Below are 21,335 nucleotides of genomic sequence, written 5' to 3' on the forward strand. Positions count from 1 at the left end.
AGCAACATTTAAGACATGTACTTTTTCTTTTTCCTTAGAAAGTAGTGATTCTAGCTCTTTTATTCGTTGTTCTGGAGTATTCTTTTGTGACATAGATGGTAATTCTTTCCAATCTAAGATACTATGTTTTCGCATCCAAACCAAAACAGTGCTTCTACCTTGAATTCCATACTTTTTTTGAGCTTGTTTATAGGTTAACTCGCCTTTTTCTACTTCGGCAACTACTTGTAATTTAAAAGCTAGGCTGTAATCTCGTTGACTACGTTTTTGTCTTTGCGGGGATTGTGATTCCATAAATTAAGTTGTTTGAGTGACAACCTATTTCAGGACGGGACAGTATCCATAAAAAAAGCGTTTGCTAAGGCAAACGCTTTTTTGTTTAATGATTATGTTAAACTATTAAGCAAGTAAGATTGATTAATAAATACGTAATAATAAAAATTACCTTAATGGTTGAAAACCTTTTGGTGTTTTAACGAATTGGCAAAGGGAAAATTGGCAAACTGGAATGTCCTAATGCATCAACGGCTTGAACAGTGAAGAAAAAGTTATCTTTAGAATACGGAATTTCAGCTTTAGTATCTTTTACAAATATTGTTTTTTCCCAATGTTGTGATGAAGTTTCTCTAATAAGAATGTTGTATCCATAAACCGATTTTCCTTCAGGAGCGGTCCAAACTAAAGTAGAAAAATTAGTCAGGTCCTTTACTTCAATTCCAACGTTTGTTGGCGCTTTTGGAGACCAAGCCAAATTGCTGAAAGTAGCCAAGTTAGAACACGTTACTTTCTTCATGTATTCAAAGTCCATAAATTCGGCAAGATCGCCGTACTGGATGTTGTTTTCTTTTCGAACGTTTTGATGTTGGTGATCGTAATTTTCATTCATTTCACAAAAACGAATGGCGGTAAATCCATTTTGACTAAAAGGAGTATGATCGCCACCACGCAAGAAACGGTCGTTGCGATAGACTAAATTGATGTCCAATTGCTCTACATATTGATTGGTAACCGTTTTGATGTATCGAGCTAATTGTCTGGATGGACTGTCATTATCACGATTGGTCGATTTACGCATTTTTGATTCGGCTTCCGTTTCTAAGAACGGAATTGTTTCACTGAAAACACGAACTTTAGTATTGTCTCTGAGTAAAGTACCACTGGATAAACTGTTTCCAATCATATCATTATTAATCATGGCTATTACATTCCATTTTCCTTCTTTGGCAACATCAGCTAAATGCTTGGCTCCGTACAATCCTTGCTCTTCACCAACTACTGCCACAAAAATCAGTGTAAAAGGGAATTCTCTCTGACTCATTATTCGGGCAAGTTCCATCATTGCGGCTACTCCAGAAGCATCGTCATTAGCGCCAGGCGCATCTGATTTAGAATCCATAACATCGGAAGCACGGGAATCTAAATGGCCGCTTATAATTAATACACGATCATCTGTAAGATCCGTTCCTTTTAAAGTTGCCATAACATTACCCAACTGACTGTCGGTGGCGATGCGTCTTCCACCGGCTTTAATGGTGAAAAAATCAATAACCGAAGTCAGTCTTCCGCCTGATGCTAAGGCATATTTATCAAATTCTGATTTTACCCAGCGTTGCGCTGCGCCAATGCCGCGGGTGTTGCTTTTAGTGTCGCTTAACGTATGTCGGGTTCCAAAAGATACGAGTTTACGAACTGTAGCTTCCATGTTTTCCGATTTTACCTCGGCTACCATTTTTTTTATTTCTGGGTCGTCAAATGTGGTTTGTGCGTAATTGGTATGGGAAATGAATAGTAGTAGGAATAAATAGAAAATTAAGGCTGGTTTCATTAATAGGATTTTTTAGTTTTTTCAAAGTTAGTAAAAAAGAAAAGGAAATTGTGGGGAAATTGGATTTTAGGAATTGTTTAGTCTCAAGATGCTTTGTTTTTTATCTAATAAATTACTATGAGAAAGAACCTTTTAATCTTTTTTATAGATGCCAAGCGAGATAATGTAATGAAGCTTTTTATGGATTATGTTTGCTAAATCTGTCTATTAAAAACTAATGTAATAAATAGAAAACTATATTTCCTATTATCACAATTGCCCGATTTCTTTTATGGTAGAAGTTTTACATTGTAAATCCTAGGTCTGAAAATCGATGCTTAATAAAGTCATTTATAGGAATCAATAAATTAATCTTAAATATCAATTTTATAATTTGTTCTTGAAGTAATAATTGATCCTGAAAATTTAAATCGTTTGATGAATCTTTACTCAATTTGATTACAATTCTATCTTTATTAATAATGGAGTAGATATCAAAAATCTCTATTGATTGGTTTTCTTGTGTTTGAAATCCAGCATTATGCATTGTATTTCTCATATAGCAATAAAATTAAAATAATTTAAAATCATTTTCATTTAGAGAGCTGAAAAGAGAAGTTTTATTTGTATTCATTAGATTTAGAAATGTTTTTGTTATGCTGGTGACATTTATTATATTATTTGGATTTTCATATTTTAAAGCAATTTGTCTAATATGGTTTTCCACATAAATAAATGAATTTAAGAAAAAAGCATTTTTTATAAATCCATCATAATTGTAGATTATAGTTGATAAATCGCTAATTTCAATTTCAAATGAAAAATTAGATTTGCAATAAGAAATGTCAAATAGATTTTCGGATAAAATTAGTGAAAACCAAAAATTTTGAGCGGTTTGAGCCAATGTATGTGTAGTAATACTTCTTACATCTTCTTTAATTTTCAAAAATATCATTACTAGAAATATAATTGACTAAGTTCTTTACGCTTAAAACTCTTTTGGTATGTTCTGTCATATCTTGTCGTTAATGAAATTGCTTTAAACTTCTTTTTACTCACTATCTATGTAGTAGTGGCTTTCCATCTATTCGTAGATTCTACGATTACATAGTTGAATACTTTTCAAAAATATAAAAAAATATTAGAAATTTTAATTATCTCTTTTGAATTAATTATAGAAAAAGTGAAACTTTGTTGATCTTGAAAAAAAGTCCTAATTTAGCCGCGATGGGAGCAAGTATCCTTTTTATAAACGCTTATAACCCTTTCAGAGTTTTGAACTCTGAAAGGGTTGCGTTTAAAAAAGATACTGCGGACAGCGGGACAACTTGTGATAGAAGAACGCAAAGTTATGCTCCAAAAAAAGAAAATAATCGTCGGATTTGGGCTTTGTGTTTTTGTGGACAGTTTCTTTATTACTATTTTCAAACTTCGTACATTTGCGCTTTAGAAATTGAAAGAAAATGATTGAAATAGGAAAATACAATACGCTTACCATTTTACGCGACACCAAAGTGGGTTTGTTTCTGGGAAATCCAGAAGAGGATCCCGAAGGAATTCATGATATTCTATTGCCTAACAAATACGTGCCAAACGAATTTGAAATAGGCGAGGAATTGATTGTTTTTGTGTATTTGGACCACGAAGAAAGACCCGTCGCCACGACATTAGAGCCGTATATATTATTGAATGAATTTGCACTTTTGCGTGTGAATTATACCAATCAGATTGGTGCTTTTATGGATTGGGGAATGGAAAAGGATATTTTGGTTCCGTTTAAAGAGCAGGCGCGTCCTATGGAAAAAGGGAAACGCTACTTGGTGTATCTTTATATGGACGAGAAAACCAATCGTTTGGTCGCTTCCAGTAAATTGAATCAGTTTTTAAAAAATGATCACTTAACGGTTGAAAAGGGGGAAGAGGTAGATTTAATCGTTTCCCATATCACTGAATTAGGAATAAACGTAATCATTAACGAAAAGTACAAAGGTTTGATGTACAAAGATGAAGTCTATGATGACGCGATTCGTACGGGAGACCGCATGCGTGGATACATTAAGACGATTCGTCCTGACAATAAAATTGATGTGGCTTTGCAGGTACAGGGATATCAGAGTATAGAACCGAATGCGGAAAAAATTCTCGACGAGCTAAGAGCTAGTAGAGGTTTCTTGCGATTGACTGATAATTCGCATCCGGAAGACATTAAAACGGTTTTGAAGATGAGTAAGAAAACCTTCAAAAAAGCCATTGGCGCTTTGTACCGAGAGAAATTAATTGAAATCAAGGAAGACGGAATTTACTTGGTTAAGGAATAAAAAAAAAGAAAGACTAATCGTAACGGTTAGTCTTTCTCTTTTTAATGCTGTTATAGAATATTAAATTCTAGCAGCACTAATTTGATTTTACTTTCAAAGTATATTTATCTACCTAATAGGAACAACAGTATGCTCTATACTATTTTAAAGTTATTAACTTAAGCGTAAATTACTTTAAAGAATAATTTGTCTTTAAATGTACAATCACTTGCTTACGAGTTAAGAAATAATGTAACGATAAGGCCTTTGGTTTTTCTATGCGTTGGAAGATAATTTTCTAAAACAATTTTTTATTAATGCCTCACTTCCGCAAGAGCAAGGAAAATAAATCTTTAATTTAACCGTAGGTGTTATTTTATTTTTTTTTGCTGGGGCAAATACTGGTATCATTTGCTCCTTTATCGGGGACTTTAAAAATGTTTATATAAGTTATTACCGTAGAAAAAGGAGCGACAATAATTTTAATCGTATTCAATGTATTCTTTTTTTAGGTTAATAAATCAGTTAAGAATCAATAATTAATCAAGATAAATAATTTGTATTCATCTGATTAGCTTATCCTAAAATTAAAAATAATTTGAATTGGCAACTGTTAAAATGCTGATTTTTTATTGTTTTTTAACATTGTAAAGCCTTTAATCAGAGAAGGATTACCATAAGCTTATCGAAATAGAATAGATAAAATGTAAAAAATGATTTATTTTTACACTAAAATAATTTAAATCAATTGTAATGGATTGGATTACTGCCAAAGAATACGAAGATATCACTTATAAGAAATGCAATGGCGTTGCCAGAATTGCTTTCAACAGACCAGATGTGCGAAATGCGTTCCGTCCAAAAACGACTGCCGAATTGTATAATGCATTTTATGACGCGCAGGAAGACACATCGATAGGAGTAGTTTTACTTTCTGCCGAAGGGCCTTCTTCTAAAGATGGTGTGTATTCTTTTTGCAGCGGTGGCGATCAAAACGCACGCGGACATCAAGGATATGTAGGCGATGACGGACAGCACCGTTTGAACATATTGGAAGTTCAACGTTTAATCCGATTCATGCCAAAAGTAGTTATTGCTGTAGTTCCCGGTTGGGCTGTAGGCGGCGGACACAGTTTGCATGTGGTTTGCGACTTGACTTTGGCGAGTAAAGAGCACGCTATTTTCAAACAAACGGATGCCGATGTAACTAGTTTTGACGGTGGATACGGTTCTGCTTATTTAGCTAAAATGGTGGGGCAGAAAAAAGCGCGCGAGATATTCTTCTTGGGACGAAATTATTCTGCTCAGGACGCAATGGATATGGGAATGGTAAACGCTGTAATTCCGCATGCTGAATTAGAAGATACGGCTTATGAATGGGCACAGGAAATTTTGCAAAAATCACCAATGGCTATTAAAATGCTGAAATTTGCCATGAATCTTACCGACGATGGAATGGTTGGACAACAAGTTTTTGCCGGTGAAGCTACAAGACTTGCGTATATGACCGAAGAAGCTAAAGAAGGTAGAAATGCTTTTCTTGAGAAAAGAAAACCAAATTTTGAAAAAAAATGGTTGCCGTAATGGAGTAATCAGTGTTCAGTTCCGAAACTTCGAGATTAGTATTCAGTCTCAAAATAATGCATAAAAAAACGTAGCGCCTTGGCGTCTTTGTGGCAAAAAAAACAGTTTAAATGGAAAATTTCACAAACGAAACAATTGATACTAGCCAACTTCCTAAATTTGAGGAAGTCACTTTTACGAAATTGCATCCTAAATACATTAGAGTGGTATTGATTAGTTTGGTGAGAATTATTGCAATAGTAGTTCTGATTCCAATACTACTTTCAATGTTTAAACCTGAATTGTTTTCAGGAAGAGTCTGGTTGATTTTGGGGATTTTAATTCCTGTATTTTCGATTATGTTAGTTGTGTTTTCTATTATTGGATTCAAAAAAAAAGGATTTGCATTCAGGGAACATGATGTGCTTTTCAGACACGGAATTATTGCTACGAACACTATCGTAATTCCTTACAATAGAGTGCAACATGTGGCATTGCATGAAGGGTTTATTTCGCGTTATTTTGGACTTGCCAAAATAGAAATTTTTACTGCCGGCGGAAGTTCCAGTGATATTGAAATTCCCGGAATCGAGAAAGAACAAGCCGAAAATATTAAACAATTGTTGATGGGTAAAATACAAAAGCAATTGTAATGGGAGCCGATTTTAGTCAGCCACAGAGGCAATCTTCAATAGGGATTTTGGTGATGTTTTTTTACACGCTTCAGCAATACGCAAGAGCGTTGTGGCCCATGATTGTGATTTGGATTTTTAAGTTTGACGAGATTAATAAACTGTATCTTACCCTTGGAATGATTACTGTCTTTGTAGGTATTGGAGTCGTTTCTTATTTGAAATATCTGAATTTTACTTTCTTTTTGGATGCTGAAAACGAGGAATTCATTATTACAGATGGTGTTTTCAATAAAACCAAAACTGCGATTCAGCTTCGTAAAATTCAACAAGTAAATATTAATCAGTCTTTTATTCAAAAGTTAATTGGCGTTTATGAACTTGATGTAGATACAGCTGGAAGCAATAAAAAAGAAGGCGCCATCAAAGCAATCTCGCATGAACTGGCTTTGGAGTTGAAATTCCGTTTGTTGGAAAATGAGACAATAAAGAGTGAAATTAGAACTGAAGAAACTTCATTGGAGGAAACGGAGCAAAAATTATTTGAGGCGGTACATCCTTTCATCAAAATTAGTTTTTTGAGTTTGCTAAAAGTAGGCGTTACGTCTAATTACGGAAGAACTATTGCTTTATTGGTGATTTTCTTTAGTACGATTTACGAAAATTTTCAAAACTTTGGAGACGAAAACAATGTTTACAAAGAAGAATTAGGTTCTTACATTGATAAAAACCTAGTGTTGCAAACTATTTTAATATCGATAGCATTTTTGTTTGGGATCGTTTTAGTTATTAATGTAATCCGAATAGTTTTTAAATATTATGATTATAAAATCGCAAGACAAAAAGGGTCTTTATTATTGTCTTTTGGCTTGTTAAATACAAAAAGCACGATAATTAAACCTGAAAAAGTTCAGATTACAACGGTTACGAGAAATTATTTCCAAAAGAAGATGGGAATTTTGGAACTAAAAATAAAACAAGCAACTAGTGGCGAAAAGGAAGAACGAAAATCAATAATAGAAATTCCCGGATGCAGTGAGACCGAAAGAGATTCGATATTGAAATTATTATTTCATCAAATTCCTCAAAAAGGATTAATGCTTCAGCCTAATTTTCGCAAACTTATTTTTTCTATTTTTCTGTCAATAGGATTACCTTTGTTGGGGTTTTTGGCGATTGGTTATTGGCTTGAAGCTGTATTTTTTGAATACAGTTATGTAGTGCCGGTTTATGTAGTTATTATTGGATTAATCCAATATTTTAAATTTATAAATAACCGATTATTCATCCACGATAATTTTATAATAAAGCAAAGTGGTGCTTGGGATATTAGCAATGATATTATTGAGCCCAATAAAATACAAGCAATTACAACTTCGCAGCTCTTCTGGCATAAAAAGTTGAATATTGGTTCGATAACATTGCATACCGCAGGAGGAAATATAGCTTTTCAGCTGGGGAATTATTTAATACTAAAACAACAAGTCAACCTTTGGTTGTACGAAATAGAAACTTCCGATAGCAATTGGATGTAGTTTTAAGAGATTATTCGATTGTTTGTTTAATGGTTTAACCGAATATCAAATAAGAAATGAGCCAAATAAACAGCTAAAATTTTTAAATAGAAAGATATGAAACATTGGATTGAAGCCGCGCGATTACGTACATTACCTTTATCGGTTTCTGGAATAATAGTTGGAAGCATGTATGCTTTAGCGCACCCAACAGACAATATATTAACGCCAACGGAAGTCTTTAATTGGCGATTGTTTGGTTTTGCAATATTAACAACATTAGGATTGCAAATACTTTCAAATTTTGCTAATGATTACGGTGATGGAATGAAAGGAACGGATAATGCGGATCGAGTAGGTCCTAAACGCGCCATACAAAGCGGTTTAATTACTCCTCGAGCCATGAAACGAGCCATTATAATCACATCTGCATTGACATTGCTGTCGGCAGTATTACTGATTTATTATGCCTTTACCGATACTAATTTATGGTATTCCTTGTTTTATTTAGTGTTGGGAATTTTATCAATTGTATCTGCGATTCGATATACGGTGGGAAATACAGCTTATGGCTACCGTGGATTTGGGGATGTATTTGTCTTTGTGTTTTTTGGGTTGGTAAGTACTTTAGGTGTGAATTTTTTATACTCTAAGCAATTGGATTTTGAATTGGTTTTACCCGCAATTGCTATTGGATTACTAAGCGTTGGTGTTTTGAATTTGAATAATATGCGAGACGAAGCATCGGATAGAAAATCTAATAAAAATACAATTGTCGTAAAAATTGGCGGAGCCAAAGCAAAAATATATCATTATACTTTGATTGTAACTGCAATGATTTTGGTGGTAATTTTTGCAATTATAGACGATTTTCACTTTGATCAATACTTGTTTTTATTGGCGTATATTCCTTTGAGTAAACATTTAATTACTGTTTATAAAAACAAGAATCCTAAGGAATTAGATCCTGAATTAAAAAAACTAGCACTCAGTACTTTTGCACTTTCGGTGTTGCTGGCATTGTGTATGATTTTCTTCTTTTCGGATTTGATCGTGAATAATTATTAAACTCAAATTAATCTATTTTAAAATTTAATTCAAATGAAAATAACATTTTACGGACACGCTTCATTGGGTATAGAAATTGGGGGCAAACACATATTAGTAGATCCTTATATTTCGGCTAATGCAAAAGCAGCGCATATCGACATAGCAACTTTAAAAGCGGATTACATCTTAGTAACGCATGCGCACGGAGATCATATTCTGGATGTTGAGGCAATTGCGAAAAGGACCAATGCGGTAATTGTTTCCAATGCTGAAATTGCCGGTTATTATGGCGCTAAAGGGTTTCAATCGCATCCGATGAATCACGGCGGAAGCTGGAATTTCGATTTTGGGAAACTTAAATATGTAAATGCCATTCATTCCAGTTCTTTTCCTGACGGAAGTTACGGAGGAAATCCGGGCGGTTTTGTCATTGAAGGTGAACATAAAAACGTTTATATTTCTGGTGATACGGCGCTTACTATGGATATGAAACTCATTCCTATGCGCACCAAACTCGACTTAGCAATTTTGCCAATAGGTGATAATTTTACCATGGATGTCGAAGATGCGATTCTTGCTTCTGATTTCTTGGATTGCGATAAAATTCTAGGATATCATTACGACACTTTTGGTTATATCGAAATCGACCATGAAGAATCCATTCGCAAATTCTTCGATAAAGGAAAAGATTTGATGTTATTGGAAATAGGGGATTTTATCGAATTGTAATTTTTATTTGGAGCTAATCCAGCTATTCGTTGCAATCTTTTATCACTATTTCAGGGTTCCAAACCCTGAAATAATGATAAAAGGATTTTCACTGCTATCTGGGCTAGGGCTTGATAGTGTAAATTGATAAGTGAACTTTGCGAAAACTTCGTGCGCTTAGTGTTTAAATTTTATATCAATCATGCATAAAAAGAATTTCATCGTTTTATTTCTGTTTCTAATTATTTCAAATACCGTTTTCTCTCAACAAGACGGCTATTGGGATAAAACTCGCGCTACAACCGAAGAAATAACGGTTTCCGCCAGAGACAGAATCATTATAAAAACACAAGATTTCCCTGAAGGAACCACTGAAGTCGTATATAGAATAACGCTTTTGGATAAAAATCAGCAAATGGCAGGTAGTTTAGTATCGGTTTTAAAAGCCATTCCGGATCCTACAGGAATCAGTCAAGGTTCGGCAGGAGCGGTTTTTATCTTGTCTAAAATCTCTGGAGAAGACAAATGCAAGTATGCGGTTTTTTCAAGCGCTGACTTAACCACAAAATACAAAGAAAACGGAAAAACAGATGAAGCTTGTTTACTTCAAGATATGCCAATCAGCAAAGATGCCAAGCGACTTTCTGTAGAAAAATCTGCTTGTATGCAATCGAATTCCGGTAATTTATGGTTTGGTTTCGAAAGTAAAAACTGGATCATGAATCAAAAAATTATTCTCGAAGTGGTGCCGTGGGTCGATAACAAACTGAGTCGTGGCTGGACGCTTGAAAACAGAAAAGCAATTATTGATCAATGTAAGACCTCTAATTTGGCTCAAAAAATGACCAATTCAGATGATTTTTGCGTTTGTATTCTCGATAAAATCCAATCGAAGTACAAGTTTAAGGAATTCCAGAAATTATTGGCTGTAGAACGTGCTAAATCGTTCAAGGATTTTGGTATTAGTTGTTTTGGTGAAAGTAGTCTTTCTAAAAGTGTTTATGACGATTTACGCAAGCAAGCTACTGTTTTAGCAAAACAAGGAAAGCAAGGCGAAGCTATCACCAAATTGACTACAATAATTAATGATGGAAAAGCAACTGCTTTGGATTACAATGCAATAGGAAATAGTTATCTTTTGACAAAGCAATACGGAAAAGCAATTAAATTCCTGCAAGAAGGCGAGAAGCTGGATGTTACAGAGTTACTGATACAAATGAATTTGGCGCACGCCTATTTATTGAGTGATAATTATTCGTCAGCAAAAGCGATTTACAAAAAGTATCATTCGCAAAATGTAATGGACAGTTTGAGCTGGACTCAAAAAGTAAAAGAAGATTTCGCTGCTTTCAAGAAAGAGGGAATAACTTCCAATGATTTTGAAAGAGTTTTGAAGTTAATGGATAAATAGATTTAAGTTTTGATAAAATTAGTCAGATACAAGTTTACTAGATTAAAATAACTCATAATTCATAATTTCTTGAAAGCAACGTGCCACAAATACATCCTTAATTTCAAACGTCCATCAGGAACTTCTCGTGGCGTTATGACTGAAAAAGAAACTTGGTTTATTATTTTGGAAAAAGACGATAAAAAAGGAATAGGAGAATGCGGAATCCTTCGCGGATTGAGTATTGATGATCGACCTGATTATGAAGAAAAATTACAATGGACTTGCAACAACATTCACCTTGGAAAAGACCAACTTTGGGAAGCGTTATTGGAGTTTCCTTCGATACAATTTGGAATGGAAATGGCGTTCCAATCTTTGGAGAGTGAAACTCCTTTTTTGCTCTTTCCTTCGGAGTTTACAAAGGGTGTAAAATCCATCTTAATAAACGGTTTAGTTTGGATGGGCGAGGAGTCGTTTATGAAGCAGCAAATCGAGGAAAAATTAGCGCAGGGTTTTCGATGCATTAAACTTAAAATTGGAGCGATAGATTTCGATAAAGAACTGCAATTATTACGGTTTATTCGGCAACATTTTACTCCGGAACAAGTAGAAATACGCGTCGATGCCAATGGTGCTTTTGCTATAGATTTAGCTTTAGATAAAATAATTCAATTATCTGAATTTAAACTACATAGTATTGAGCAACCAATACAAAAAAACCACACTGACAGTATGGCAGAGCTGTGTAAAACTACTCCTTTTCCTATTGCTTTGGATGAAGAGCTGATCGGTGTGTTTACTTTGGCAGAAAAAGAGCAATTACTGGAGAAAATCCAGCCACAATACATTATTTTAAAACCAAGTTTTGTGGGCGGTTTTCGAGGTACTCAAGAATGGATTTCATTGGCTGAAAAGCATAAAATTGGTTGGTGGATTACCTCCGCTTTAGAGAGCAATATTGGCTTGAATGCAATCGCACAATGGACTTTTTTGCAGCACAATTTAATGCCTCAGGGATTAGGAACCGGAGCACTTTATACCAATAATTTTGACTGTCCGCTAGAAGTTTCAGTAGGGCAGTTGTGGTACAAGAAAGAGTTGGATTGGACGTTTGATTTTGGCCTTTTGAAATAGATTATTTTGAAGTTTTCTTTTGGTCACCATCTCCCAATAAAACGGATAATGTCTTTAAGCTAGGTGTACGGTCCGCAATCAACTTGATGATGCTGATGAATGGAATAAACAGAATCATTCCTGCTGCTCCCCAAATAATGCCTCCAACGATTACTACAATAATAATGACAAGTGTATTTATTTTTAAACGGCTTCCTACTGCAAAAGGAAATATAATATAGGCTTCAAGTGCTTGAACAATAGAAAAAACAGCAATAACGGCTAATGGATACCAAATAGAATTGTACGTTATCCAGGAAACTGCAATGGGCAAGAGCGAAGATATCATGATTCCAACATACGGAATAAAAGTGAGGATTGAGGCGATAAAACCAAACAGAAAGGGATTTGGCACTCCAATTATCCAAAGTCCAATGCTGTTTAATAATCCAACTATTAAATAAACTATTAACATTCCTCTGATGAAATTGTAATATTCATGAATGGTTTCAATGAGAATTTCGTGAATGGTATTTTTTCGCTCCGGAGGGAAAAGCTCATATAAAGCATTTGATAATAACTGGCGATGGAAAAGTATCAATGCCGAAAAAACAGGAATCATTATTAAAAAAAATACTGCTGTAGATAACGAGTATGCGGTATTTCGTAACATGGAAAAAGCTAGGGAACCAGAATCGTTGAGCGTATTATTAATGAACTCCGTTTGTTTTTCCAGACTAATATTAAATCTTTCTACGATAAAAATACTTAATTGATGTATCGATTCGTTCAGTTTGGCTCTTAAAGATTCCCATTCTTGAAGAAATTCGGAGAACTGTACGAACAATAAATAAATAATAGAACCCGCTAAAAGTGTCACACCTAAAATAGAGATAAAAATGGCTGTACCTTTGTAAATGCCTTTTGTTTCCATGTATTTGCAAACGGGGTATAGAATAAAACCAATGAGTAATGAAAAACTCAACGGAATAAATAGTGTTTTTCCAAAATAGAGTAGTAAAGAAACTACTACTATAAACTGGAGTATCTCTAAAATGGAATATCTCCTGTTGGATTGAAAAGGAATGGGTATCTTAGATTGTAGCATACAAATAGGTATTATCACCGTTATTTGAATTTTATTTTTTCAAGTTTTTGATTAATGTCATATTTTTTGATAATAAAAAATGACGTTTTTATGGTGTAACAAAGATAGCGGATTAAAATTAACTCACCTAATTGTCTAAATTTTAGTTATTTAAATTTAGTAATTATTTTTTATAAGAAAACAAATTATTACATAATTAACCGAACACCGCCTAATTCAGAAACTCTGTAAGAGAAACGATTACCAGGAGAACCAATGAACATGAAATTTTTTGGAATATTCCATTTTTTTGATAATTCGTCAATGATTTCCGGGCCGAAAGTACCTTCTAATTCAATAAATTCAATGTCAATTTCAGGATAAGCACGGTCCAGAACTTTAAGGTCAATTATGAGTAAATCATTATTTTCACCTTCACTCTTTACATTTACAATTTTTAATTTCTTCGTCGTTTCATTATTTTCTACATATTGCATTACCTTGTTTAAAATTGCCACATCATCTCCTTTTGTAAAAAAAACAAATTCCTGCGAGTGAATTTTTTTATTCATTTGTACCAGATAACGATTGCTGAATATCACGAATCTTCTCAAGGGTTTGTAAAAATATTCTAACGCATCAATTGACAGCTGAATTAAAAAAGATCTATTTAACATGATTGCTATAAATAGCAATGCAGGAACTAAGTATTTAATAAAAGTATAAAAGGAATTAACGTTTAATTGTATATTTCCCACAAAAGCAACAATCACTAATGATACAGCAATAACTACCGAAATTCCACGAGCTCTTTCAGGTCTAGGCAGTTTTTTTCGTTTAAATTTCAATAATAAATTTCCAATACCAAATAACCCCATTACGGCCAGAAACGAGAATGTGTAAACGCCTGCAAGTGAAACAAGATTACCGCCAGTAACAAATAATATAGAAATGCATAATATTAGAAAACTAATTATTATTCTGTAATTAGAACCTCGCCTATTTTGCTTTAAAAAGTAATTGGGTAATATTCTGTCTAAAGTCATACGATTTAATAACCCGGAGACCCCAACAAAGGAAGTTAATACAGCTCCACACAACACCAAAACAGCATCGATGGAAATAAGATAAGCAAGCCACGATCCGCCGGTTGTTTGTCCCAAATACGCAAGTAAGGATTCTCTATGTTCTCCGACTTCTGCCAGTGGAATGATGCAAATTAGTAATAATGCTAACATAGGGTTGAAAAAACTTACTATAGCCCACATATTACGAAGCGTTTTTGGAAAGACACCGTGTTCTTGTTCTTCAACAAAATTTGCAGAACTTTCAAAACCCGAAATCCCTAACATAGCGGCAGAAAAACCTAAGAAAAGCGCTCTAACAATCCCGCCCGAAGTAACTGGAAGATTCCAGTTAATATGGAACGTTTGTAAACCGTGATTAAAAAGAAACCAGCCAGATGCAAATACTAATAAGCTAAGTGTGATTAAATGAATTAAAAATATAAAAACAGCGACAATAGCTGATTCTCCAATTCCTAAAATAGCCAAGCCGGTAAAAGCTACTAAAACAATTACTGTAGTTATAGTGATGTCAATTCCTGGCGCAATTAAATGGAGATAATGCATGCCTTCAGAAGCTGAGATTACCGCTGTAGCCATATAAGACAAAACTGTTAATGTCGCCGCGAGAGATGCCATCCTTTTGGACGAAGTGTTTAACAATACGTTATAAGCGCCACCGTTTAGTGGAATAGCGCCAACTACTTCACCATATATTTTTCTGAATAAAAAAAGGACCACTGCTACAAAAAGCAACGAAATCCAAGCGTACTGGCCCGCATACATAATGGTAAGCGCAGATACATAAAGACACGATGAACTAATATCATTTCCGCAAATAGCAGTGGCTTGTAATTCATTTAATTTTTTATGCAGTACTGTTTTCATTGTATATTTTTTAATTGATCTCAATTTTTTTATGTAGGCTTACTAATTAAGCTTTTTTAACCCCTAATTAAAAATACAGAAAAACAAATCCTCTTATTTTTTTATTGAAAATCAAATATTGATTTTTGCGGCTATTTTTAAAATTAAATTCCTATTAATTGCCTGTGCTAATTAATTCTTCTCAAATGATAAGCTAATTGTGTGGTCAGATGGATCAGCATAAACTCAGTAAAAGTTTTTAAAGCTAAAACTTTAGGCAAATATTCTATTTCCAAATCTGTTTTTGATAGTTTAGCATGCGCATTTAACAACAACAACTTTTTATTCGATTTTTGATAATAATTTGGATCTCGGAATATCTTTCTGAAAAAAGAATAGAGCTCTGTTTCCTATATTTTCGGTGTTTCCAAATTCAACACCACTGTATATATTGTCCTTTTAATGCAAATATAAATTCTCGGCTGGATCAATTATTTCTTTTTGGATTTTCCAAACATCAATTTCATTTTAATACGAATCAATTACGGCTTTAATTGATTTAAATCCCAATTAAATCGTGTTTTTAAACATTCAAGTAGCATTTTTAGTTTCTATATATTTCTTTAATGAGAGCCGTGCTTGTTTTTGTATTTTTTTCTGAAAAAAGCCAGTCCAACCTAATAAATATCCGGTAGTTCCAAAAGCTTGTTTGGACCATTTCCAAATATCAAACTCATCGGTTTGCTTTATAATTAATCCGTCTTTAAACTGAAATTGAGACTGAATAATATTTACTAATTTTCTATTGGTTTTACTAAAATCGTAGGTAGCAATCGATTGTGCGGAACCCAAGTATTCATCCGCTTTAATGTCTGAGAATTCAATCTTTATGTTTCCTTTACTTTTTTCAATCAACATTTTCCACATTTGGCAAACATCATTTCCTTTTAATAAACCGAAAGCAGGATCTCGAAACTGAATGATGGGAGAATAACATTCACACATTGTTGCCGCGTCAGCATTTCCAAAAGCAGTATAAAATTTGACAAGTATTTGTTCGTTTGAAGTCATGTTTTACATAAAGTGAATAGTAAAAATACTATTTTTTTTGCTTTAATCTACTGTTTGAAATTGAAATTGGAAAATACAAAATCTAATCAGATGCTTTTTTATCACTATTATTTAAAAGAATTAATTCTTGTTCATGGAGTTACTATAGATTCATGAGTTAAATTTTGGCACAAAAAAAAAGGATAGACTTTTAAGTTTCTATCCTTTTATGTTACCTACAAAATGTATTCCCTGCTAATTTGAATTATTTAGCAGCAGGAATAATATCAATAATTACGGTACGATTGTAAAAACGTTCCTCAGGAGTTTTATTGTTAAAAGGAGAATTATTTTCATTTTCACCGTAACCAGATACTTCGAATTTAACATCGTTTCTACCGGTTTTAGCTAAAGAACTTTCAATGATACGTTTCACATCGTTTGCACGTTCAAGAGATAATCCTTGATTGTAAACTTCTTCACCAATAATATCAGTATGACCTTTGATAACTACCGTTGCTCCAGCAGGAATTTTCGGTGTTACTACTTCAGTAAGGTATTTTTCATACATCGTAATTGCTTTTGAGCTATTAAATTCATAGATGATACTGTATCGCATACCTTCGTCCATTTTTGCAGGAGTCCAAAGCACCATGTGAACCGGAGTTTCTTTCTCTACAATTTTACCACTTTTAGTTTGACCAATCATTTTTACTTTATAATCTCCTTCTGGACGACTACCCAAAATTAAATTTCCAGGAATTTTAACTTCTTCCTCAGTATAAGGTCCAAAAGATTGTACTTTTCCTTGTTCGTCAGCGATTTGTAATGACCAAGAAGATAAAGCTTCGCCAGCTCCTTTATTATTAAATGTCACATAACTTTCAACAGGTGCCACTTGTGATGGAACAATTTGTACTGGTTTCAATGGAGCATTAGGGCCACTTTGAAATTCCATCAATAAATCTGGAGAGTTACTTTCGATAGAAACTCTACGATCTCCTTCACGTAGCAACACTAATTCTTGTGTTCCTCCTGGTTGTTCAGATGGAATATTTGGTTTATTTTGACCTTTGGTTGTAATTCTAGCTGCATTAATAGCAAAAACATTTACCAAATATGTTTTAACAGATTCTGCCATAGTAAGACCATCTGTATTGCCATTATTTGATGAACCGACCAAAGTAATTGTCGCTGAAGGATTTTTTTGCATACGGTCTCCAAGTATATTCAGAACGTTATAATAAACAGTCATTTGACGTTTAGAACGATCTGATAAGTTTGTAGGAGCAAATGTTTCCAATTGATCTTCTTTAAAGTCTTTTACTTGAGCTTTCGTTAATAAAACATAACGATTTGGAATTTCAGTTGATCCTTCATCAAAGAAAACATAATTTCTAAGTGGGAAAATTTCAGTCATTCTATTTTCTCCACGAACATTGCTAGGAGAATTTACGGAGAAATCAACCTCACGGTCATTAACCATATCAGTAGCCTGTTGGATGTTTTTTCCTTGTCCAAATTTAAGTGCTACTCCTGCTCTTATAGTAGTTATGTTCCAAGTTTCTGTTGCACGTGGATTTTGACCAAAATAAGGTTGGAAAGATACAAAAGGAGACAATACAAATTGTGTTTTGTTCGTATCCGATGAAAGTGGAATATCATAACCAGCACCAATTTGCATTGACAAAATAGTTTCTTCAATTTCACTAAAATCACCTGTTACAGCAGCAGAAGGCGCTTGATCAGGGAAAGCTGGATTAATACCTAATTGATACGTAAATGATTTATCCATATTGAAAGCCAAACGTGGACCTCCATAAAGGTAAAAATTAGATTTAAACGGAGCAAAACGCACGCTTGGTTCTACCGTGATGTAACTAAGATCAGTAGATAAATCTGCAGGGCAGTCGCATGCTGTAAGCACTTGGTCAAAAGTACCTTTACGGCTATCATATCCTGCTTGTAGCATTACACCCCATCTTGAAGTAGCAGGACGGTATTCTAAAAGTGGCGCAATAAAAAGACCAGCACCATCTCCATCGTGAAATGTAGCAGGAGGTGTAAAAGCAGCATTCAACTGATTTGTAGATCCACGATAAAAATTAGCATTAACTCCACCAGCAACTCCAAAGTACCACGAAGGTTTTGCATATTTTATTACTTGAGCTTCTTGAGCTTGAACCGTTGTTTGTAAACTTAACCATGATAAAGCAATAATTGCAGCTCCTTTAACGGTTAGTTTACTAGGCGACAATGAAATACATAATGTCTCTTTATAAATATTTTTTGATATCATTTTTATATATTTTAATATTAGATTTTATTTAAATGAATCCCGCCCAAAGACGGGATATTTAAACTTTATATTAAGTGCTTAATTTGCAGGAACATTAATAATGGTATTTACCATAGTTACCGAAGCGATTAATGAAATTGCTCTTCCGTTTAATACCGTTTCTTGTCCTGGTAAAGTTGTGCTACTACCTGGAGAAGATAACGTAACACCGTCTTCTGCGATTATGTTTCCTGTCATAATACCACCACCGGCGTAGTTAATGACTGCTGCGCTACCTACGTACCAATAAACATTTTTAGCCAAAGCTCCACCTATTAATTTAACATTTCTTGTAGCTGCTGGAGAACCTACTGTTAATGAAGCTTCTGCTTGGAAAATCCAAACATCAGTTGCGCTTCCAGATAAAGTCAAATCTCCATTTGTGATTTTATATGTACCACTGGCTGATTTATAAACACCTGCCGCTAAAGTTAGTCCACCTAGCTCACCTGATCCTTGGTCACTTCCACCTGGTTTTGCAGCGGGAGAAATACTGTTCCATAGCGCTCTTGCTTCATTTAATCCTTCAAGTGCTTTTTGTGCTTTCAAAGCATTTCCTGGAGGTGGTGCATCGGTGTAAATTCCACCAAATACTAGTCCATTATTAAGTGGTGTAACTGTATAAACCTCATCAGGCGAAGCTAATTTATCAGTGAAACCAGTTATTAATGTGGAAGCAGCTGTTGTTCCTATACCTCCATTGTTAATCCTGGTATTTAAACCTTGATTTGTAATTCCTGCATTTCCACCAAATACTCCGAAGAATAGACCTGTAGTAGGAGCGGGAGCATTTGAAACCAGTGTGGTAAAGTTCCATACATAGTCATTGGCTAAAGGTACTCCGGCAGCACTTTTTGCACCAGTTGTAATTGTAGCAGTATAAATTTTACCTTCTAATAAAGCATTAGTGGGCTTAAAAGAGGCAGTAGACCCTGTGTAAGAAACTACTCCTGCAATAACAGTTGTACCTTGTTTTAAAGTGAAAGTAGTGCCAGTAATAGTCAAAGGATCCATCACTGTGCTAAAGGTAGCAGTAACCGTTTTGTTTAAATTTATTCCTGTAGCATTATTAAGAGGGTCAGTTGCAATTACTGTTGGAGCAACTGCGGTCGTGAATTTCCAAACGTAATTACTAGCTAAAGGTAAACCTGATACACTTTTTGCACCTGTGGTAATAGTAACTGTGTATTCATTATTTGCAACATATCCATTAGTAGCTGTAAAAGATACTGTTGAACCTGCATAAGTAATTACACCAGGTACTGTAAAAGTTCCATGTTTTACTATAAATGTTGTACTGTTTAAAGTTAATGGATCCATTGGTACACTAAAAGTTGCAGTAACTATTTTGTTTAAACTTACTCCTGTAGCATTATTTGTAGGGTCAGTTGCAGTCACTGTTGGAGGTGCTTCTGTAGTGAATTTCCAAACGTAATTACTAGCTAAAGGTGTTCCGTCTAAATTTTTAGCACCATTAGTAATAGTAACCGTATAAATTGTATTGGAAGTTAATGGCGCAGTCGGTGTAAAAGATACCATTGAACCAGCATAAGTAATCGTTCCAGCAACTGAATTAGTTCCTTGATTCACAATAAAAGTAAAGTTATTTAATGTCAATGGATCCATTGGCATACTAAATGTCGCAGTAATTGTTTTATTTAAAGGAACATTTGTAGCATTATTTGCAGGATCTGTTGTAATAACAGTAGGTACGATAAGCATTCCAGTACTAAATGTCCAAACATAATCCGTTTGAAGCGCATTACCCATCACATCTTTTGCACCAGTTTTAATTCTTCCGATGTAAGTAGTATTTGGTTTCAAAAAACTTGAAGGAGTAAATGTAGCAGTTGTTCCGCTGTAAGTAACAGCACCTGTAACAACCGTACCGTTAGCTTCTGTTACAATGAAAGTAGCTGCATTGATAGTTGTTGGGTTCATTTCTTCATTGAATGTTGCAGAAATAATTTGTCTTAAAGGAACTCCTAAAGCTCCGTTAAGTGGGATTGTAGAGATAACTACCGGACAAACGCCCTCGGTCTCGATAAAATTGTCTTCTGCACAACCAGAAATTAATGCAATAATCAGTATTGCAAAGGTTAGTAGTAGTTTTTTGGTATTCATTTTTTAATATTTAGGGGATTAATAATTTTACAGTAAAATTAACACTTTTAATTACGAAATGCATTACACAATTAGTTTAATAAGTTGTAAAATTCACTTATTTTATTTGTTAAAAAAAATAATTAGATTATTTAAAATCAATCTTTTAAGATTTTAAAAATGTTAACATTGCATTATTTCATTTAATTGTTGTAAATAAAAAGAATATAAATGAATAAGATTGGTAGAAAAAGAAAAATAGGGGAGTATTCATTTTCTAAAACTTTATTTTAAAATATTAGAAACTAAAAATACTACTCGTACCGCATGAAATAACAGCGTTACAAATAATTGATTTAGATAATCAAGATAAATAGGGTTGGGAGTAAAACTAAAAATTATCTTTAAAAAGCTTTAAATTAAAATTCATTAACATTCAACTTTTTTTCTTTTTGTTTTAAATTGGATATGAAAATGGTTAATTCTACAGTAAAAGTATCGAGCGTCAAGGCAGATTGTTTACTGAAATCTAAACATTCTTTAACCCCCTCTGGAGAATTATAGGATTCATCCAGTTGATAAGATATTCCCAAAATATATGTAACCGGCTTTCTGATTCTGTGTGAGGTAATGAACATAATTTCTTTTAGTCCATTACTTTATTTCTTTGATATTCTTCAGCGATACTTGGTTCAGCATTAGCTTTTGTTAATTCTGAGGCTCGCTTTTCTTCTTTTTGATTTTGAAAAGCC

At 33.9% G+C, this 21,335-nt stretch carries 18 protein-coding genes; 8 read left to right on the top strand and 10 right to left on the bottom strand.

Annotated elements, in window-relative coordinates; translation table 11 throughout:
* The 4 genes from BMZ76_RS16235 to BMZ76_RS14055 all read right to left on the bottom strand — a co-directional run.
* On the bottom strand, positions 1-294 hold a 294-nt coding region (locus BMZ76_RS16235), incomplete at its 3' end, for a helix-turn-helix domain-containing protein (protein WP_244281828.1).
* 178 nt (positions 295-472) lie between these two features.
* Positions 473-1,825: a M28 family metallopeptidase gene (locus BMZ76_RS14045; protein WP_091208208.1), complete on the bottom strand. Its 1,353-nt coding sequence runs from the start codon at positions 1,823-1,825 to the stop codon at positions 473-475.
* A gap of 283 nt (positions 1,826-2,108) precedes the next feature.
* The gene (locus tag BMZ76_RS14050) at positions 2,109-2,363 is read right to left on the bottom strand and encodes a hypothetical protein (RefSeq protein ID WP_091208212.1); all 255 of its coding nucleotides are present in this window, start codon (positions 2,361-2,363) and stop codon (positions 2,109-2,111) included.
* Positions 2,364-2,375: 12 nt separating this feature from the next.
* Positions 2,376-2,750, bottom strand: a complete 375-nt coding sequence (locus tag BMZ76_RS14055) for a hypothetical protein (protein ID WP_143071102.1) — start codon at positions 2,748-2,750, stop codon at positions 2,376-2,378.
* 517 nt (positions 2,751-3,267) lie between these two features.
* Between BMZ76_RS14055 and BMZ76_RS14065 the strand changes: the two genes are divergently transcribed.
* The 8 genes from BMZ76_RS14065 to BMZ76_RS14100 all read left to right on the top strand — a co-directional run bounded on the left by BMZ76_RS14065 (position 3,268) and on the right by BMZ76_RS14100 (position 12,095).
* On the top strand, positions 3,268-4,122 hold the full coding sequence (locus BMZ76_RS14065; protein WP_091208223.1) for a CvfB family protein: 855 nt from the start codon (positions 3,268-3,270) through the stop codon (positions 4,120-4,122).
* Between the two features lie 732 nt (positions 4,123-4,854).
* A complete protein-coding gene (locus tag BMZ76_RS14070) occupies positions 4,855-5,685 on the top strand; it encodes a 1,4-dihydroxy-2-naphthoyl-CoA synthase (RefSeq protein WP_091170323.1) in 831 nt (276 codons plus the stop codon).
* A gap of 110 nt (positions 5,686-5,795) precedes the next feature.
* Positions 5,796-6,317 carry a PH domain-containing protein gene (locus tag BMZ76_RS14075; protein WP_091208227.1) on the top strand — a complete coding sequence of 174 codons (522 nt, stop codon included), beginning with the start codon at positions 5,796-5,798 and terminating at the stop codon, positions 6,315-6,317.
* A complete protein-coding gene (locus BMZ76_RS14080; RefSeq protein ID WP_091208232.1) occupies positions 6,317-7,831 on the top strand; it encodes a PH domain-containing protein in 1,515 nt (504 codons plus the stop codon). The genes BMZ76_RS14075 and BMZ76_RS14080 overlap by 1 nt, the downstream gene beginning before the upstream one ends.
* Before the next feature lie 96 nt (positions 7,832-7,927).
* Positions 7,928-8,878, top strand: a complete 951-nt coding sequence (gene menA / locus BMZ76_RS14085; RefSeq protein ID WP_091208236.1) for a 1,4-dihydroxy-2-naphthoate octaprenyltransferase — start codon at positions 7,928-7,930, stop codon at positions 8,876-8,878.
* A gap of 33 nt (positions 8,879-8,911) precedes the next feature.
* Positions 8,912-9,589 (top strand): metal-dependent hydrolase, encoded by a 678-nt coding sequence (locus BMZ76_RS14090; protein WP_091208241.1) that lies wholly within the window; start codon positions 8,912-8,914, stop codon positions 9,587-9,589.
* Between the two features lie 181 nt (positions 9,590-9,770).
* Complete coding sequence (locus tag BMZ76_RS14095) at positions 9,771-10,979, top strand: tetratricopeptide repeat protein (RefSeq protein ID WP_091208245.1); 1,209 nt, start codon at positions 9,771-9,773, stop codon at positions 10,977-10,979.
* A 69-nt stretch (positions 10,980-11,048) separates the two neighbouring features.
* A complete protein-coding gene (locus BMZ76_RS14100; protein WP_091208249.1) occupies positions 11,049-12,095 on the top strand; it encodes an o-succinylbenzoate synthase in 1,047 nt (348 codons plus the stop codon).
* 1 nt (position 12,096) lies between these two features.
* On the opposite strand, the gene BMZ76_RS14105 is transcribed toward BMZ76_RS14100, so the two are convergent.
* The 6 genes from BMZ76_RS14105 to BMZ76_RS14130 all read right to left on the bottom strand — a co-directional run bounded on the left by BMZ76_RS14105 (position 12,097) and on the right by BMZ76_RS14130 (position 21,221).
* Positions 12,097-13,182 carry an AI-2E family transporter gene (locus tag BMZ76_RS14105; protein ID WP_091208252.1) on the bottom strand — a complete coding sequence of 362 codons (1,086 nt, stop codon included), beginning with the start codon at positions 13,180-13,182 and terminating at the stop codon, positions 12,097-12,099.
* Positions 13,183-13,370: 188 nt separating this feature from the next.
* The gene (locus BMZ76_RS14110) at positions 13,371-15,113 is read right to left on the bottom strand and encodes an APC family permease (protein ID WP_091208254.1); all 1,743 of its coding nucleotides are present in this window, start codon (positions 15,111-15,113) and stop codon (positions 13,371-13,373) included.
* 570 nt (positions 15,114-15,683) lie between these two features.
* Positions 15,684-16,163, bottom strand: a complete 480-nt coding sequence (locus BMZ76_RS14115) for a nuclear transport factor 2 family protein (protein ID WP_091208257.1) — start codon at positions 16,161-16,163, stop codon at positions 15,684-15,686.
* 244 nt (positions 16,164-16,407) lie between these two features.
* Entirely contained in the window at positions 16,408-18,441 is a 2,034-nt protein-coding gene (locus BMZ76_RS14120; RefSeq protein ID WP_091208261.1) for an OmpA family protein, read from the bottom strand.
* Positions 18,442-18,519: 78 nt separating this feature from the next.
* Positions 18,520-20,604: an Ig-like domain-containing protein gene (locus BMZ76_RS14125; protein ID WP_091208264.1), complete on the bottom strand. Its 2,085-nt coding sequence runs from the start codon at positions 20,602-20,604 to the stop codon at positions 18,520-18,522.
* Between the two features lie 398 nt (positions 20,605-21,002).
* Positions 21,003-21,221, bottom strand: a complete 219-nt coding sequence (locus BMZ76_RS14130) for a hypothetical protein (protein ID WP_091208267.1) — start codon at positions 21,219-21,221, stop codon at positions 21,003-21,005.
* Positions 21,222-21,335 lie beyond the last annotated feature (114 nt).

The sequence above is a fragment of the Flavobacterium xueshanense genome, from assembly GCF_900112975.1.
In the GTDB taxonomy this organism is placed as follows: Bacteria; Bacteroidota; Bacteroidia; order Flavobacteriales; family Flavobacteriaceae; genus Flavobacterium; species Flavobacterium xueshanense.